The organism is Confluentibacter lentus (assembly GCF_002806995.1).
Classification (GTDB): domain Bacteria; phylum Bacteroidota; class Bacteroidia; order Flavobacteriales; family Flavobacteriaceae; genus Confluentibacter; species Confluentibacter lentus.
In genome coordinates this window covers 167,963-182,621 of sequence record NZ_NIHE01000002.1, presented here as the reverse complement: position 1 = coordinate 182,621, position 14,659 = coordinate 167,963, and the positions used below count along the sequence as shown (strand labels likewise).

At 34.7% G+C, this 14,659-nt stretch carries 19 protein-coding genes; 9 read left to right on the top strand and 10 right to left on the bottom strand.

Going from position 1 to position 14,659, the window contains the following annotated elements:
- Window position 1: 1 nt before the first annotated feature.
- Window positions 2–373 carry a ribosome silencing factor gene (gene rsfS / locus CDH50_RS04750; protein ID WP_100610770.1) on the bottom strand — a complete coding sequence of 124 codons (372 nt, stop codon included), beginning with the start codon at window positions 371–373 and terminating at the stop codon, window positions 2–4.
- Between the two features lie 93 nt (window positions 374–466).
- On the opposite strand from rsfS, the gene CDH50_RS04745 reads away from it, so the two are divergent.
- Window positions 467–1,198: a biotin--[acetyl-CoA-carboxylase] ligase gene (locus CDH50_RS04745; RefSeq protein ID WP_100610769.1), complete on the top strand. Its 732-nt coding sequence runs from the start codon at window positions 467–469 to the stop codon at window positions 1,196–1,198.
- On the opposite strand, the gene CDH50_RS04740 is transcribed toward CDH50_RS04745, so the two are convergent.
- Together CDH50_RS04740 and pyrE are read right to left on the bottom strand one after the other, a co-directional pair.
- Complete coding sequence (locus tag CDH50_RS04740) at window positions 1,195–1,590, bottom strand: orotate phosphoribosyltransferase (protein WP_100611257.1); 396 nt, start codon at window positions 1,588–1,590, stop codon at window positions 1,195–1,197. The genes CDH50_RS04745 and CDH50_RS04740 overlap by 4 nt on opposite strands.
- Window positions 1,591–1,678: 88 nt before the next feature.
- Window positions 1,679–2,323, bottom strand: coding sequence for an orotate phosphoribosyltransferase (gene pyrE / locus CDH50_RS04735; protein WP_100611256.1), 645 nt, complete (start codon window positions 2,321–2,323; stop codon window positions 1,679–1,681).
- Between the two features lie 129 nt (window positions 2,324–2,452).
- Here pyrE and CDH50_RS04730 point away from each other — a divergent pair, with 129 nt between their 5' ends.
- Together CDH50_RS04730 and CDH50_RS04725 are read left to right on the top strand one after the other, a co-directional pair.
- Entirely contained in the window at window positions 2,453–3,034 is a 582-nt protein-coding gene (locus CDH50_RS04730) for an NUDIX hydrolase (RefSeq protein WP_100610768.1), read from the top strand.
- A 189-nt stretch (window positions 3,035–3,223) separates the two neighbouring features.
- Window positions 3,224–3,610, top strand: coding sequence for a hypothetical protein (locus CDH50_RS04725; protein WP_100610767.1), 387 nt, complete (start codon window positions 3,224–3,226; stop codon window positions 3,608–3,610).
- A 112-nt stretch (window positions 3,611–3,722) separates the two neighbouring features.
- On the opposite strand, the gene coaD is transcribed toward CDH50_RS04725, so the two are convergent.
- Both coaD and CDH50_RS04715 read right to left on the bottom strand, forming a co-directional pair.
- Window positions 3,723–4,178 carry a pantetheine-phosphate adenylyltransferase gene (gene coaD, locus CDH50_RS04720; protein ID WP_100610766.1) on the bottom strand — a complete coding sequence of 152 codons (456 nt, stop codon included), beginning with the start codon at window positions 4,176–4,178 and terminating at the stop codon, window positions 3,723–3,725.
- Window positions 4,179–4,279: 101 nt separating this feature from the next.
- Window positions 4,280–5,254 (bottom strand): D-alanine--D-alanine ligase, encoded by a 975-nt coding sequence (locus CDH50_RS04715; RefSeq protein ID WP_100610765.1) that lies wholly within the window; start codon window positions 5,252–5,254, stop codon window positions 4,280–4,282.
- A 259-nt stretch (window positions 5,255–5,513) separates the two neighbouring features.
- Between CDH50_RS04715 and CDH50_RS04710 the strand changes: the two genes are divergently transcribed.
- Entirely contained in the window at window positions 5,514–6,140 is a 627-nt protein-coding gene (locus CDH50_RS04710) for a PASTA domain-containing protein (protein WP_100610764.1), read from the top strand.
- A 48-nt stretch (window positions 6,141–6,188) separates the two neighbouring features.
- Window positions 6,189–7,235, top strand: a complete 1,047-nt coding sequence (locus CDH50_RS04705) for an RluA family pseudouridine synthase (RefSeq protein ID WP_100610763.1) — start codon at window positions 6,189–6,191, stop codon at window positions 7,233–7,235.
- A gap of 111 nt (window positions 7,236–7,346) precedes the next feature.
- Here the strand turns inward: CDH50_RS04705 and CDH50_RS04700 are convergent, their stop codons facing one another.
- Window positions 7,347–8,102 (bottom strand): SDR family NAD(P)-dependent oxidoreductase, encoded by a 756-nt coding sequence (locus CDH50_RS04700; protein ID WP_100610762.1) that lies wholly within the window; start codon window positions 8,100–8,102, stop codon window positions 7,347–7,349.
- A 119-nt stretch (window positions 8,103–8,221) separates the two neighbouring features.
- On the opposite strand from CDH50_RS04700, the gene CDH50_RS04695 reads away from it, so the two are divergent.
- Window positions 8,222–8,578, top strand: coding sequence for a winged helix-turn-helix transcriptional regulator (locus CDH50_RS04695; RefSeq protein ID WP_198513433.1), 357 nt, complete (start codon window positions 8,222–8,224; stop codon window positions 8,576–8,578).
- A gap of 225 nt (window positions 8,579–8,803) precedes the next feature.
- Here CDH50_RS04695 and CDH50_RS04690 read toward each other — a convergent pair whose 3' ends face one another.
- The 3 genes from CDH50_RS04690 to CDH50_RS04680 form a co-directional block, all read right to left on the bottom strand.
- The gene (locus CDH50_RS04690) at window positions 8,804–9,736 is read right to left on the bottom strand and encodes an RraA family protein (RefSeq protein ID WP_100610761.1); all 933 of its coding nucleotides are present in this window, start codon (window positions 9,734–9,736) and stop codon (window positions 8,804–8,806) included.
- A 31-nt stretch (window positions 9,737–9,767) separates the two neighbouring features.
- Window positions 9,768–11,267: a mandelate racemase/muconate lactonizing enzyme family protein gene (locus CDH50_RS04685; protein ID WP_100610760.1), complete on the bottom strand. Its 1,500-nt coding sequence runs from the start codon at window positions 11,265–11,267 to the stop codon at window positions 9,768–9,770.
- A gap of 203 nt (window positions 11,268–11,470) precedes the next feature.
- Entirely contained in the window at window positions 11,471–11,959 is a 489-nt protein-coding gene (locus CDH50_RS04680) for a hypothetical protein (protein WP_100610759.1), read from the bottom strand.
- 273 nt (window positions 11,960–12,232) lie between these two features.
- Here CDH50_RS04680 and yaaA point away from each other — a divergent pair, with 273 nt between their 5' ends.
- On the top strand, window positions 12,233–12,991 hold the full coding sequence (yaaA, locus tag CDH50_RS04675; RefSeq protein ID WP_100610758.1) for a peroxide stress protein YaaA: 759 nt from the start codon (window positions 12,233–12,235) through the stop codon (window positions 12,989–12,991).
- Between the two features lie 34 nt (window positions 12,992–13,025).
- Complete coding sequence (locus CDH50_RS04670; RefSeq protein ID WP_100610757.1) at window positions 13,026–13,748, top strand: hypothetical protein; 723 nt, start codon at window positions 13,026–13,028, stop codon at window positions 13,746–13,748.
- On the opposite strand, the gene CDH50_RS04665 is transcribed toward CDH50_RS04670, so the two are convergent.
- Window positions 13,749–13,883 carry a 30S ribosomal protein THX gene (locus CDH50_RS04665; RefSeq protein WP_100610756.1) on the bottom strand — a complete coding sequence of 45 codons (135 nt, stop codon included), beginning with the start codon at window positions 13,881–13,883 and terminating at the stop codon, window positions 13,749–13,751.
- A gap of 61 nt (window positions 13,884–13,944) precedes the next feature.
- Between CDH50_RS04665 and CDH50_RS04660 the strand changes: the two genes are divergently transcribed.
- A complete protein-coding gene (locus CDH50_RS04660; protein ID WP_100610755.1) occupies window positions 13,945–14,628 on the top strand; it encodes a uracil-DNA glycosylase family protein in 684 nt (227 codons plus the stop codon).
- Window positions 14,629–14,659: the final 31 nt, after the last annotated feature.

The window sequence follows — 14,659 nt, the reverse complement described above, 5'->3', positions numbered from 1 at the left end:
TTTAGTAACTAGTTTTTATTACTGTTGATTTTGCATCACCCCAAAGCCCTTCAATATCGTAATATTCCCTGATGTGTTTTTGAAAAACATGTACAGCGATGTTTACGTAATCTATTAAAACCCATTCGGCATTATCTGCGCCTTCAACATGCCATGGGTGGTCTTTGAGTTCTTTGCTTACTTTTTTTTGAATGGAATTTACTATAGCGTTAACTTGCGTATTTGAAGTGCCTTCGCAAATTATAAAATAGTCACAAACCGTGTTTTCAATATCTCTTAAGTCTAAAATATTTATTTCCTTGCCCTTAACGTCTTCAATACCACTTACTATTGTAGATATTAATTGGTCTGCGCTTACATTTTTTTTCGCCATTAATTATATTTAATTTGTGCAAAGTTATTATTTTTTTAGTTCTTTATGCTTTAAAATAATCATAAGATTTTATCTCAATAAAATAACTTCTGAATGCGTATAATCAAACTTAATGCCATCGATTCTACAAACAGCTTCATGCGTAGGTTAAGTAGCGAAGAAAATCTGGAAGATTATACCATTGTTATGGCTAAACATCAAACACAGGGTAGGGGGCAAATGGGTACGGTTTGGAGTTCTGAAAATTCAAAAAACCTCATGTTTAGTGTGTTTAAAGATACTTCTAAGTTCAATTTGGAATATCCTTTTTTAATAAGCATGGTCACATCTTTGGCGATATTAAGAACGCTTCAAAGTTTTTCAATAACTAAATTATCCATTAAATGGCCTAACGACATTTTGTCAGAAGATAAAAAAATTTGCGGTATTTTGATTGAGAATGTCATAAAACAGAACAGTCTAAGCAATACAATCATTGGCATTGGATTAAATGTCAATCAAACCGAATTCAATAATTTGCCCAAAGCATCCTCATTAAAATTGATAACCGGAAACGTGTTTGATTTGGAAGAAGTTCTGTTCGAAACCATAAAAAATTTAAAGCATTATTTTAAGATTTTAAAGAGAACAGATTACGACACCTTAAAGGCGGGTTATGAAACCTATCTTTTTAGAAAAGATAAACCCTCTACGTTTAAAGATAGCGAAGGGTTGGTGTTTTCTGGATATATCAAAAACGTGACTTTATTTGGAAACCTTCAAGTGCTTCTTGAAGATGATATAGTAAGGGAATTCGACTTAAAAGATATTACCCTAATGTATTAAATGGCTTTAGGAATGCTTGTAGCAAGTGTTTCAATAAATTTACCAATAGGGCCTTTTATCATCATGGCCATCATGGGGTTGAAATCACCATTAAAATGCAATTGAACATCACTTGAGGTTTCAGAAATCGTATCAATATTCGCTGTTAGGGAGAAATCCAATTTGCCACCAGCGGCACCTAGAACAATTTTATTTGGAGCAATCACTTCTTTCTTTTGTAGGATGATTTCTGGCATACCTTTTAAGGCAAACAAAAAAGTATCATCGCTTAAAACCTCAAATTTACTGATGCTTTCGGGCATTAAAGATTCAAAATTCTTAATGTTTGATAAAAAATTAAAAACATCTTCTGATGATTTTCCAATAGTTACTTTAGGCGATTCTAAATTCATGATGTCGGTAAGCTGTTTGTCGTTAAGTCGTTTGTTGTTAAGCTGATAGTCGGCTAAACGACTTAACAACTCAACAACAAACACTTTATTATTTTACATCCCATTCACTCGGGTTGGCATTCCATTCCGATAGGGTTTTTAATTCTTTTTCAGAAATATATTTCGTTGCCAGGGCTTGATCAAGCAAGCTTTCGTAATTGCTTAATGTATAAAGATTGACGTTTTCTTTTTTAAAATTTTCAGTAGCCACGTCAAATCCGTAAGTAAAAATAGCAATCATGCCTTTTACATTAATTTTTGCTTCTTTTAAAGCCATAACGGCATTTAAACTACTTTTTCCAGTACTGATTAAATCTTCAACTACCACCACATTTTGCCCTTTTTCAATAAACCCTTCAATTTGGTTTTGTCTTCCATGACCTTTGGCTTCTGGCCTTACATAAATAAAAGGTAATCCCATATATTCTGCAACCAATATGCCAATACCAATAGCTCCTGTAGCAACGCCAGCAATTACATCTGGTTTGCCAAATTGTTTTTCAATTTGGTGGCTCATGGTTTCGCGAATATAATTTCGAATGGGAGGAAACGATAATATGATTCGATTATCGCAATATATGGGGGATTTCCATCCTGAAGCCCATGTGAAAGGCTTTTTAGGGCTAAGTTTTATGGCATTAATTTGCAATAATACCTCAGCTGTTTTTCTGGCTGTTTCTTTGTTAAAAATCATAGGCGTAAAAATACACATAAATTTAATTTCACATATATGTAAGTTATGAACAAAATATTTTTTTAAGTTTTGTTGATTTGAAATGAAAAATGATATTTTTACAAAAGTTGAATTTGTTAAATACAAAGCATGTACAAAGTTTTTGTTAATGATAAGCCCATTATTTTAACCACTATTGAAGAACCCGAAACGTACTTCAAAAACTTCAACCTCAAACTTGTTAAGTTGAACAAGGTTATAAGGGAGCTTAATACAACTAACTTGCAAGAAGCACGGTTTATTCATAAAAATGAGGATAAATTGCTGAAAAAATTCTTGAAAAAATTGCCAAATGTTATAGCTGGTGGTGGGAAGGTTTATAATGATAAAGGAGATGTTTTGTTTATTTACAGAAATGATAAATGGGATTTGCCAAAAGGTAAAATTGAAGGCGTTGAAAGTATTGAAGAAACCGCCATACGTGAAGTGATGGAAGAAACTGGTGTTGCCGGACTGGAAATTATAAAGCCATTGGAAACCACCTATCACATTTTTAAGCGAAACGGACGCTACAAGCTAAAAATAACCTACTGGTTTGAGATGAAAACGAGTTTTTCAGGTGATTTATATGCCCAAGAATTTGAAGGTATCACTAAAGTAGCTTGGTTAAACCAAGAACAAATAAAAGAAGCGCTAAAAAATTCCTACGCTAATATTAAGTTATTGATATGATTCTTAATGTTTTAACTTAAACGTTAAAAATTATTCAAAAAATGCAAGCTAATTTCACATTTAAATTAAAAAAAACAACTAATTTGTAACCAGTAAATTGTCTATTTATTGAACGAAATGCTCTATAGTTTTATATAATTAAAACTGTTTTGCGATTTTTTTATAAATCTCTCAAACATAAAATTATATATGAAGAGTTATAGACTGTCGTTTGCTACCATTTCAATACTTGAAAAAAACTTAGCTGAAGTTATCATTGATGAAGGCGTTATAATGGATGAAATTATGGTAGATGCCTATCATGATTTTTTACTGAGTAATTTATCGGCGCCCTTTTCTTTATTAATCAATAAAAAGAACTGCTACTCCTATACATTTGAAGCTCAAAAAACAATTTGTAATTTAAAGGAAATTCATCTTATAGCTGTGGTCGTTACTACAAATGGCGGTTTATTATCCACCCAAACATTGATAAAACTAAATGAAAATAGCAATTGGAACATTGAATTGTTTCAAGAAAGAGATTTGGCACTGGAATGGATATATAGTTTTAATAGTTATTCACGTATTGTTTAGGTTCTAAGGCGAAAGACTATAGATAAAAGACAATAGGCATAAGACGATAGAAAGAAGATAAAGAATAATAGTAAAGGGCCAATAACCATCAACCAACAACTAACAACCAAAACTACTTCACCCGGACACTCTCAGGAACAAGCACTGTATAATCGCCATTATTTTTAATAACATCTCTCACAATACTAGAGCTAATGTATGATGTGCTGGCGGCAGTTAATAAAAATACGGTTTCAATCTTAGAAAGTTTTCTGTTGGTATGCGCTATGGCTTTTTCAAATTCAAAATCGGCAGGATTTCTAAGGCCACGTAAAATAAAAGGTACTTTGATTTCTTTACAAAACTGGACTGTTAAACCTTCGTAAGTCATCACTTTTACTTTTGGCTCATTTTTAAAAGCATCTTCAATGAATTTTTTCCGATCCTCTAAAGAGAACATGTATTTCTTTTCAGAATTAATTCCGATGGAGACAATAACTTCATCGAACAATTCTATACCACGTTTAATAATATCGTAGTGCCCTAGCGTAATGGGGTCAAAAGACCCTGGAAATATGGCTCGTTTCATTTTTTGTCATTCCTGCGAAGGCAGGAATCTTTTTAATTTTTAATGGATTCCGCATCAAGTGCGGAATGACAGTTCATTTAAAGATACTCAAATATAACCAATTATTTCAAAGCCTCCTCAATCGCATTATCAAACAATTCAGCTAAACTAATACCAGCTGCTTTGGCTTGTTGGGGCAAAATACTTTCTTTGGTCAGACCAGGAATGGTATTGACTTCCAACAAATGGGGTTCACCATTTTTAAAAATATATTCACTTCTAGAAAATCCTTTCATTTTCAAGGCTTCATAAACTTGTTTGGCGACTTTATTGACTTTGTCTTCTTCCTCTTTGGTTAATCTGGCTGGCGTTATTTCTTGTGATTTTCCTTGGTATTTAGCTTCGTAATCAAAAAAATCATTCTCGCTAACAATTTCGGTAATAGGCAACACTTTTGTTTCTCCTTTATAAGTTATCACACCCACAGAAACTTCTTTACCATCCAAAAAAGATTCTATAATAATTTCATCATCTTCCTTAAATGATACTGCAATAGCTTGTTGCAGCTCCTCTTTTTTATACACTTTACTCACGCCAAAACTGCTGCCTGCTTTGTTAGCTTTCACAAAACAAGGCAACCCCACTTTGTTTATAATGGCGTCTTCATCAATAACATCACCAAGATTTATATAATATGACTCCGCTGTTTTTATGCCATAAGGTTTTAGAACGCTTAAGCAATCACGTTTGTTAAAAGTAATTGTTGCTTGATGCATGTCGCAAGCTGTTTGTGGAATGTTTAGCAGTTTAAAATACGCTTGCATATGGCCATCTTCTCCAGGTGAGCCGTGTATGGCGTTAAACACGCAATCAAACGTAATTTTTTGCCCGTTTACGGTAACCGAAAAATCATTTTTATCAATAGGGAATTCAGCATCATTGCCATCAACATACACCCATTTATCTTTAAAAATATGAATGCGATAGGCATTGTATTTTGATGAATCCAGTGTTTCATAAACTACGGTTCCACTTATCAAAGAGATTTTATATTCGCTGGAGTAGCCCCCCATAATGATGGCAATATTCTTTTTCATGTGTAGATGTTTACTGTTTTTTATTGGTCTTATGCAATTCTCGTATTTTTATTGATAGTTGCTTTTAAATAAATAATAGGGCTCAACCGTTTTGTAAAAATATCATTTATTTTTTCTAAAAGGAATTAAGAAAGATGAAATAATTGCAACAAATACAAACCTTTTTATTTTCGATAAACGTATATACAAAACCGAAAATTGAACGAATGGGATTTTTGAATCATATAATTTGTTTAGTTTTGTTAAATATTTTCAATCCATGAGCATTATTAAATTTCTGTCCAGTAAAACGTTTTTAAAGCAAATAGGAATAGCCGTTGGTGCTATTATTGTACTTACTATTATTTTAATGAAATGGTTAAATATTTCTACCAACCATGGTGAATTTGAAACCGTGCCCAATCTTACCGGTAAATCCATAAGTGTTGTTGAAATGGAACTGAAAAACAATAATTTGGTGATGCAAATTCAAGATTCTGCAAATTACAATCCTGATTATCCCAAGTTTTCGGTGATTGAACAGGAACCAGTTGCAGGAACCAAAGTGAAGGAAGATCGAAAAATATACATCACACTTAACCCATCGGGTTACAGAAAAATGCAGGTGCCAAATTTAACCGAGAAAACCCTAAGACAAGCCCTGCCAACACTAGAAGCAGTGGGGTTTCAATTGGGGAACCGCACTTATGTTGACAATATTGGTAAAGATGTTGTGCTAAAAATGCTTCATAATGGAAAGGAAATCCATGCCGACACCAGACTGCCAAAGATGTCTAAAATAGATTTGGTACTTGGTAATGGTAATCGTCCGGGCATGTCTGCTGAACAAGACAGTTTAGCTCCAATCAGTTCCGAAGACATTGATCTTCCTTCAGACTTAAACTAATTTTTTAAAGTAATAAATGCCTCTGGTTAATCCCAGTTACTATACTACATGGAAGACTATATACCAGAATTCATTGATGAAGAAAGTGATCTTTACGAACATTATGCCTTTACTGTTGATAAGGGTCAAGGGCCACTTCGAATCGATAAATATTTAATGAACCGTATTGAAAATGCGACTCGGAATAAAATTCAGGCAGGTGCTAAAAACGGTAGTATTTTCGTTAATGATGTTCCTGTAAAATCCAATTACAAAGTAAAACCTTATGATTCTATCAGGGTTTTGTTTACCCATCCACCACATGAAAATTTATTGGTAGGTGAAAATATACCTTTAGATGTTGTTTATGAAGATGATGAACTTTTAGTAGTCAATAAACCTGCAGGTATGGTGGTGCATCCCGGTCATGGTAATTATTCTGGAACCTTAATAAATGCCTTGATTTACAGATTTGATAATCTGCCAAATAACTCCAGCGACCGTCCCGGATTGGTTCATAGAATAGATAAAGACACTAGCGGACTTTTGGTTATTGCCAAAACCGAACAAGCCATGGCGCACCTAGCTTTACAATTTGCCGAAAAAACCAGTGAACGCGAATATGTTGCTTTGGTTTGGGGAAATATGGAAGAGGAGGAAGGCACCGTTGAAGGTCATATTGGCAGACATCCAAAAAACAGATTGCAAAATACCGTTTATTTAGGTGATGATGCAGATGATAAAGGTAAACCTGCCGTCACCCATTATAAAGTATTGGAACGTTTGGGTTATGTCACTTTAGTATCGTGCAAGTTGGAAACGGGACGTACGCACCAAATACGGGTGCACATGAAACACATTGGGCACACCTTGTTTAACGACGAACGTTATGGTGGCGATCTCATTTTAAAAGGTACGACATTTACCAAATACAAACAGTTTGTAGATAACTGTTTTAAAATCTTGCCACGCCAAGCATTGCACGCCAAAACCTTAGGATTTATGCATCCCAGAACAGGGGAGTTTATGCGCTTTAATTCTGAGATTCCAGAAGATATGCAACAATGCATCGAAAAATGGCGCACATATTCTAAATATCAGGAGTTGGAGGAGTAAAGTCCTGTTTTGTCATTTATACGGATCTTGAATTTATATAAATAAAAAAGGACTGAAGTTTATCAAAGTGCTTCAGTCCCATTTAAAATATGCTATTAAAGTCCGTGTTTTTTACAAACCATACACCCCTCCAGAAGCGGTAATTTTCTCTCCATGAATCCAAGCGGAATCGTCTGAAGCTAGAAAAACAGCTGCTTTTGCAATATCATCTGGATGTCCAATGCGACCCAATGGCGTATTGGCAATGATGGTTTTTTCTAATTCACTACCTGTAATTCCCGCCATTCTAGTGCCTTCTGTCTCCACGCCGCCAGGCAAAAGCGAGTTGATTCGGATGTTTCTACCGCTAAATTCTTTTGATAAAGAAACAGTAATGGCATCTAAAGCCGCTTTTGTAGCGGAATATTCAGCTATCATAGCCATTGGTGTTGTGCTAACCCCAGAGCTAATATTAATGATGACCCCGCCTTTATTTTCAAACAATTTAACAGCTTCCTTAATGGTTAATAGCGGGCCTAATACGTTAATATTAAATAATCTGTGAAAAGAGTCTTCTGTAACCTCTTCAATTGAAGCTGATGGATAAATACCCGCATTGTTTACTAAAATATCCAGAGTACCAAACACTTTTTTTGTTTCTTCAAAAAGTCTAATAACATCCGATGTTTTTGATACATCGCCCTGCACTGAAATAGCTGTTCCACCATGTTCTGTTATGGCTTTCACCACCTTATCCGCATCTTCTTTACTTGATGCATAATTCACAATTACTTTGGCGCCTTCAGTAGCATAATGTTTAGCGATAGAGGCGCCTATTCCTTTGGATGCCCCTGTTACGATGGCTACTTTGTTTTCTAATCTATTCATTTTAAATTTCTTTAAGTTTAAGTGTCAAAATTATAACACTTAAATTTATTTTAGTAACTTTGTTACTAAAAGTAACTATAACATACGAGTAACGAAGTAACCTTTAAGTAACAAGAAACATGAAGAATTGTGCCGAATTCCAAACAGACGAACATAAAAAGAAAATGATGGCTGTTCAAGATTCCATGGATGTGCTCAGTGGAAAATGGAAAATAGCCATTATTTCCTCTATTTGCTATTATAACAAAAGACGGTTTTCTGATATTTTAAATGATGTGGTTGGCATTTCCAATAAAATGTTGAGCAAGGAATTGAAAGAGTTGGAAATAAATAAAATAGTAAAACGAACGGTTCTGGACACACAACCCATAACTGTTCAATATGAACTCACGCAACATGGTTTAACATTAAGAACTATCATCAACAATCTCACAGATTGGGGACTTGAACACCGAAAGGTTGTTGTGGGAAGGTAGTTTGTTTATATAGTATTGTACTTTTAGGTTTACACCAGAAAGTAAACAACAATTCATTGAAAAATGGCTAACCAATTCTAACTATCAGGGATTAGAATAAGTATGTTTTAATTGATTTTTCACAAAAAACAATCCCGTCACTGTGAGGAACAAAGCAGTCTCTTTATTTGAAATTACCGCTACTTTTTTTAAAATTTCACAATGATGGGATTATTTTATTATCAACTAAAATTTTCTGGCTTTCATATAATCATTCAATTCTTGGCGTGTCATAGGTAATTTGCTGTCTGGGTATTTTTGCAACCAATCTTTAAAATCATTCTTGATTTCTTGAGTCCATTGGCTATCAATTTGTCCTGCCAAGTATTTTTTTTCACGCAATCGTTGAAAACCAAATTCATCCTGTAATGCCACAAATTCCGAAGAAATAACCAATTCGTCCACCAAATGCGCAGGAATGAAAATAGTGCCGTGACGGTTTGCCAATACCACATCGCCAGGTAATACCGTGGTTCTTCCAATACGGATGGGCATATTAATAGTGGTTAGCATTTCTTGTTGAAGGTACGATGGGTCTTCGCCACGGTACCAACCATTAAAGCCTTCAATTTCTAATAATCCACCCAAATCGCGAATGCCACCATCAAAAACAACGCCGTTTTTGGAATTGGCATAAATGGCATTCCCTAGGTTAGAGCCTATTAGGGTACCATCCACAATGCGTCCGTAACCATCGGCAACATATATATCGCCTGGTTTTAGTATTTCAATAGGCCAAGAATTACTGCCACCAATAGTGTCACGTTTTTCCAAACCACCTTGTTTTTTAATCACCTGCTGAAAGTCGGGACGTAACGGCATGTATTGGGCAGTAAGTACGCGACCTGTCATGACATCTTCTGGATGGATGATTTGCCAATTGCCTTCATGTTGGTTATTGAATCCTTTATTCCGTAAAAACCCCCACGCTTCTTCAATGCGGATTTTCTTTAATCGTTGTAAAACGGCATCTGAGACTTTGGGTCTGCCATCTTCTAAACGCTCACCATTCCATTTAGAAGTAAGCATTTTAATATATTCTGGAGTTGCAGCAACTTCTTGCGCCTGAATCGTATAAAACGTAAACAAGCTCAAGGTTGCTAAAATTATTTTTTTCATGTTATGATTTGTTTAATTTAGTTGAGGTTGATTAACTGTAAGTTCTATCGTGTGAGCGTCTTTCGTTCCATTCGTCGGTAGATTTGAAATAACTTTTATCCCTTGGGTGTAAATGTTCTTTCAATACATCTTCGTTTAACTCGATACCCAAACCAGGAGCTGTTAATGGTACGGTAGCAAACCCTTTATCTATCATTTTAAACCCACCAACGGTTTTAACTAAACTTTCCCACCATGGTAAATCTACCGAATGATGCTCTAGTGCTAAGAAATTTTGTGTTGCAGCAGCGCAATGTACACTCGCCATGAAAGATACTGGCGTACCTGCTTGATGCATGGCCATGGCTACACCAAATTCCTCTGCATAATCTCCTATGCGTTTGGTTTCCAATAAACCTCCCGAAGAGGCTAAGTCTGGATGGATGATATCAACGGCACGTTCATGGATTAATGGTTTAAAATCTTTTAATAAATAAATATCCTCGCCAGTGGTGGTAGGTGTTTCAATAGCTGTGGTAATGGTTTTCCATTGTTCAGTATATTGCCAGGGCACCATATCTTCAAACCAAGCTAATCGGTATTTATCCAATGCTTTTGCCAAACGAATTCCATTATTTAAGTCAAAATGCCCATAGTGGTCAGTAGATATAGGCACTTCATAACCCACCATACTACGAACATTTTCTACAATGCTAGCTAATTCTTCCAAGCCTTTTTCGGTAATCTGTATTTGTGTAAAGGGGTGCATGGTGTTGGCATAGGACATGGAATTTGCTTGGTCTCCCCATTGTGCTAAATTACCTCTAGCATCTTCCCAGAATTTGCCATTCACAACGGTTCCTGGTTTTCCTTTTAATTCAGTAATGGATACATCCATTTTCAACCAAGTATAACCTTGGTCTTTCATACGGAATTCTATTAATTTTTTTTGTTCTTCAGGAGAACTAGCTTCGGGCGTATCAGCATACATTCTTATTTTATCTCTGTATCGTCCACCTAATAATTGCCAAGCTGGCACATTATAGGCTTTTCCGCATAAATCCCACAAGGCCATTTCAACAGCGCAAACACCACCTGCTTGTCTTGCAGGACCTCCGAATTGTTTGATGGTTTTAAATATTTTTTCAACGTTACAGGGGTTTTCTCCAAGAATACGGCTTTTTAAAAATAGAGCATAACGTACATCGGCAGCATCCCTCACTTCTCCCAAACCATAAATACCTTGATTGGTGTCTATTCTAATAATGGCTGTACCACCCATAACATTGGTTAGTGCATAGCGCATGTCGGTTATTTTTAAGTCGGAAGGCGCAGAAAAACGATTGACTTTAGAGGTGGTTTGCGCTAGGGTGTCTTCCATAGATAAACCTACAAGACTTGTTAATGCCATGCCACCTAAAGCTGTTTTTTTTAGGAATGTTCTTCTGTCATCACCCGTTTTCGGGCTATCAATTTCTGCCTGTCTGGAGGTTGTATAGATTTTTTCTTCCTCTTTGTTTTTTGCGATGAGTTCCTTTAGTACGGTTTTCATAGAGTGGTTTTTAGTTAGTGGATTTTAGATAAAAACATTAATTCAAAAAATAAAAATATATTCTATTTTAACTGAAATATGTTTTATTTTATCAAAAATAGATTTTTTTTCAAATGAAACAACCGATTGCGTGAATTTTTAAACTTTTAATGCGAGATAATTTTAGTTTATTTTGATTCAGCAAAGGTGCTTTTAATAGATTCTTAAAATTTAGCAACCAACCAATCCAATACTTTGGTAGCAACCTCTACATCTTGCTCACCAGTAGCCCCAGAAAACGTTGCTAATAAATAACCGGAATCTATTTTTTTGATAACACCACCAATATATCCAAATTCGCCTGTTTTTATTTCTCTGATGTTACTACCGCTATTGATTAGGGTTTCGGCCATTTCAGCAGCTTTAGAGTGTGCTACGGCTATAAAGTTTTGCTTTGGGGTGCCCGTGGTTTTTACTACAATCATTTTAGATATCCAAGATTTTGTTTCATTACCAGGAATGTAACAAACGATGCCCACGCCTTTTATGTCCATCTTTAGAGCTTCTTGTGTCATGAGTTTTAAGGCTTCATCGGCATATTTAATGAATGTTTTTTCTGATTTTTTCTGGTCTTTTGTCATAGTTTGTGCGTTGGTGTTAAGGGTGAATATGGATACCATGGTAAGTGCTAATAAAGTGCGTAATGTTCTCATTTTATTAATGTTTAGTTTTAGTTGTAAACGAAGTTAATTATTTTTATGATTACATTTATTTAAATCATCAATTAGAATTATAAGTCCATTACAAATAACTGTTGGTTTGGATTTTAAAAGTGGGATAGTAGTTGTAGATTTGAAATGATTTAATTTAAACAGCTAAAACAATAAAAATTATCTGATGAAATGCGTGTTCAGTTTAAGATTTCAAACAAATGGATTTTAATAAAAAGGCATGGCATCAGACCCCTAAAACAATAAAATTATCTGATGAAATTAGTATTATCGCCAGCAAAGTCTTTGGATTTTGAAAGTAAATTGCCAAATAATAGTGTTACGGAAGCTCGGTTTTTAAAGGATTCAGAGCGCATCAATAAACTTCTTAAAAAGAAATCCGCTAAAAGTTTATCGAAACTTATGAGTATTTCTGATGCGTTGGGGCAGCTAAATTATGAGCGTAATCAACAATGGGAATTACCTTTTACAACGGATAATGCCCGACAAGCTATTTATGCGTTTAGTGGTGATGTGTATCGCGGACTTGATGCCTATACCATTCCAGAAGATAAATTTGAAAAACTTAACAACACCGTTCGTATTATTTCTGGTTTGTACGGCTTATTGAAACCAACGGATTTAATACAACCCTACCGTTTGGAAATGGGGACCAGTTTTCCAGTTGGTAAAAACAAAAACCTTTATGAATTTTGGAGCAAAACCATTACAAAAGCCCTTAATGATGAATTGGAAAACGGTGAATTGTTTTTAAATCTTGCCAGTAACGAATATTTTAAGGCCATAAACACCAAATTATTAAAAGTGCCTGTGGTGACTTGTAGTTTCAAAGACTTTAAAAATGGGGAGTATAAAATGATTATGACCTTTGCCAAATTAGCCAGAGGGTATATGACGCGCTATATTATTGATAGCAATGCCAAAACCTTAGATGATGTTAGAGGATTTAATTATGAAGGTTATCAGTTTAGCGAACCTATGTCAACCGAAACCGAATTAGTATTCATTAGGTGATACTTATTTTGTATCATTGTAAAAACGGTTTTTAATGTATTATTACTTTATTATTGCCTTACAAGCGTATTGTATTTACCATCTCTTCAAGAATAGAAATCCGTATTATTGGGTGTTTGCTATTTTATTCCTACCGCTCATTGGTTCTGTCATTTATTTAATTACCCAAGTTTATAATAAACGTGATGCCAATAAAATTCAAGAGAATATAGTGTCTATTATAAATCCAACTAAAAGGATAAAGGATTTGGAAAAGAAGCTTCAGTTTTCTGAAACCTACCAAAACCGTGTTAATTTGGCAGACGCTTATCTAGAAAACAAAGATTTTACGAATGCCATTCCGCATTATTTGGACGCATTAGATGATAATTTACAAAACGATTTCTATGCCACTAAGCAACTCATAGAGTGTTATTTTAACGTTGAAGATTACAACAACATTATTTTGTATGCGGAAAAGATTAAGGATAGTTCAGAATTCCTAAAATCCAAATCGCAATTCTTTTACGGATTGGCATTGGAAAAATTAGGCAGACTTGAGGAAGCTGAAACGAATTTAAAACAAATAGACATCCGATATTCGTTTTACGAAGAGCGTTTTATTCTGGCAAAGTTTTTATTAAATAGAGACAAAAAGGAAGAAGCCAAAGCCATATTAGATGAAATTTATTTGGAATCCCAAAATATGACCAAACAAAACCAACGTATTTATAGAAACACCATTGCTGAAGTTGAAAAGCTGAAAAGCAGCCTTTAATTATTTAATGGTTGCTTTGTTGCCGATATCAATCTTACTTTCTGCAGAGCGTTTTTTCTTAATTCGGGGTCTCCTTGTACCAAAAGTGCCATGGTGTATTTTCCCGCGTTTCGTTTTTTTATCACCTTTTCCCATAGTTTTGATGTATTTTATAATCTTAATAATACGAAAATTAACTTAAAAATCCTAGTAAATTGTGTTTAAACACAAGCATCCATATAAACCATTCATACACGAAACCACTACAAAATTAATAGTGGGCACCTTACCGCCACCACGCTTTTCAACAGGAAATTTATTGGAAAAGGATGTCGATTTTTGTTACGGCAGTTATTACAATTCCCTTTGGTTGTTTATCGACAATATCTATAACCTCAGTTTAAGATATGACAATTCTGAAGAAGCCATAGAACAACGAAAACAGTTTTTAATAAATCACAACATCGGTGTTTGCGATATCGTAGAAAGCTGCGAACGCGAAAAAATAGATGCATCGGATTTGGGAATGAAAAACATTCAGCTTCGTAACTTAATTGGTTATTTAAACCAATTTCCCAATATAGACACTTTGCTATTTACTGGCGGAAATAGCAAAAACGGTCCCGAATATTTCTTCAGAAAACATATTAAAGATTATAGCATTACATTGGAATTAGTATCTGATGAAATTCCAAGAATCCACCAATTCAATCTACCCACAATTGCGAGCAAAGCGAAGCAATCTATTTTCAGAACCATAAAAACCGTGTCTTTAACGTCGGCATCAGGTTCCGCAAATAGGGCCATTGGAAGTATGCCCTTGTTTAAGCAACTTAAGCAGAACAATCCAAAATTTACGGCTTTCGATTTTAGAGTGATGCAGTATCGTGAGTTTTTTTAAACATCATTAAATGTCAGTTCGAGTGAAATGC

Coding starts and splice junctions, on each gene's coding strand:
- coaD (WP_100610766.1), bottom strand. CDS start 4,178: ATGAAACGAGCCATATTTCCAGGGTCTTTTGACCCCATTACGCTAGGG.
- CDH50_RS04710 (WP_100610764.1), top strand. CDS start 5,514: ATGAGCATTATTAAATTTCTGTCCAGTAAAACGTTTTTAAAGCAAATA.
- rsfS (WP_100610770.1), bottom strand. CDS start 373: ATGGCGAAAAAAAATGTAAGCGCAGACCAATTAATATCTACAATAGTA.
- CDH50_RS04740 (WP_100611257.1), bottom strand. CDS start 1,590: ATGAATTTAGAATCGCCTAAAGTAACTATTGGAAAATCATCAGAAGAT.
- CDH50_RS04715 (WP_100610765.1), bottom strand. CDS start 5,254: ATGAAAAAGAATATTGCCATCATTATGGGGGGCTACTCCAGCGAATAT.
- CDH50_RS04730 (WP_100610768.1), top strand. CDS start 2,453: ATGTACAAAGTTTTTGTTAATGATAAGCCCATTATTTTAACCACTATT.
- CDH50_RS04680 (WP_100610759.1), bottom strand. CDS start 11,959: ATGAGAACATTACGCACTTTATTAGCACTTACCATGGTATCCATATTC.
- CDH50_RS04665 (WP_100610756.1), bottom strand. CDS start 13,883: ATGGGAAAAGGTGATAAAAAAACGAAACGCGGGAAAATACACCATGGC.
- CDH50_RS04725 (WP_100610767.1), top strand. CDS start 3,224: ATGAAGAGTTATAGACTGTCGTTTGCTACCATTTCAATACTTGAAAAA.
- pyrE (WP_100611256.1), bottom strand. CDS start 2,323: ATGATTTTTAACAAAGAAACAGCCAGAAAAACAGCTGAGGTATTATTG.
- CDH50_RS04685 (WP_100610760.1), bottom strand. CDS start 11,267: ATGAAAACCGTACTAAAGGAACTCATCGCAAAAAACAAAGAGGAAGAA.
- CDH50_RS04670 (WP_100610757.1), top strand. CDS start 13,026: ATGTATTATTACTTTATTATTGCCTTACAAGCGTATTGTATTTACCAT.
- CDH50_RS04700 (WP_100610762.1), bottom strand. CDS start 8,102: ATGAATAGATTAGAAAACAAAGTAGCCATCGTAACAGGGGCATCCAAA.
- yaaA (WP_100610758.1), top strand. CDS start 12,233: ATGAAATTAGTATTATCGCCAGCAAAGTCTTTGGATTTTGAAAGTAAA.
- CDH50_RS04745 (WP_100610769.1), top strand. CDS start 467: ATGCGTATAATCAAACTTAATGCCATCGATTCTACAAACAGCTTCATG.
- CDH50_RS04690 (WP_100610761.1), bottom strand. CDS start 9,736: ATGAAAAAAATAATTTTAGCAACCTTGAGCTTGTTTACGTTTTATACG.
- CDH50_RS04695 (WP_198513433.1), top strand. CDS start 8,222: ATGAAGAATTGTGCCGAATTCCAAACAGACGAACATAAAAAGAAAATG.
- CDH50_RS04705 (WP_100610763.1), top strand. CDS start 6,189: ATGGAAGACTATATACCAGAATTCATTGATGAAGAAAGTGATCTTTAC.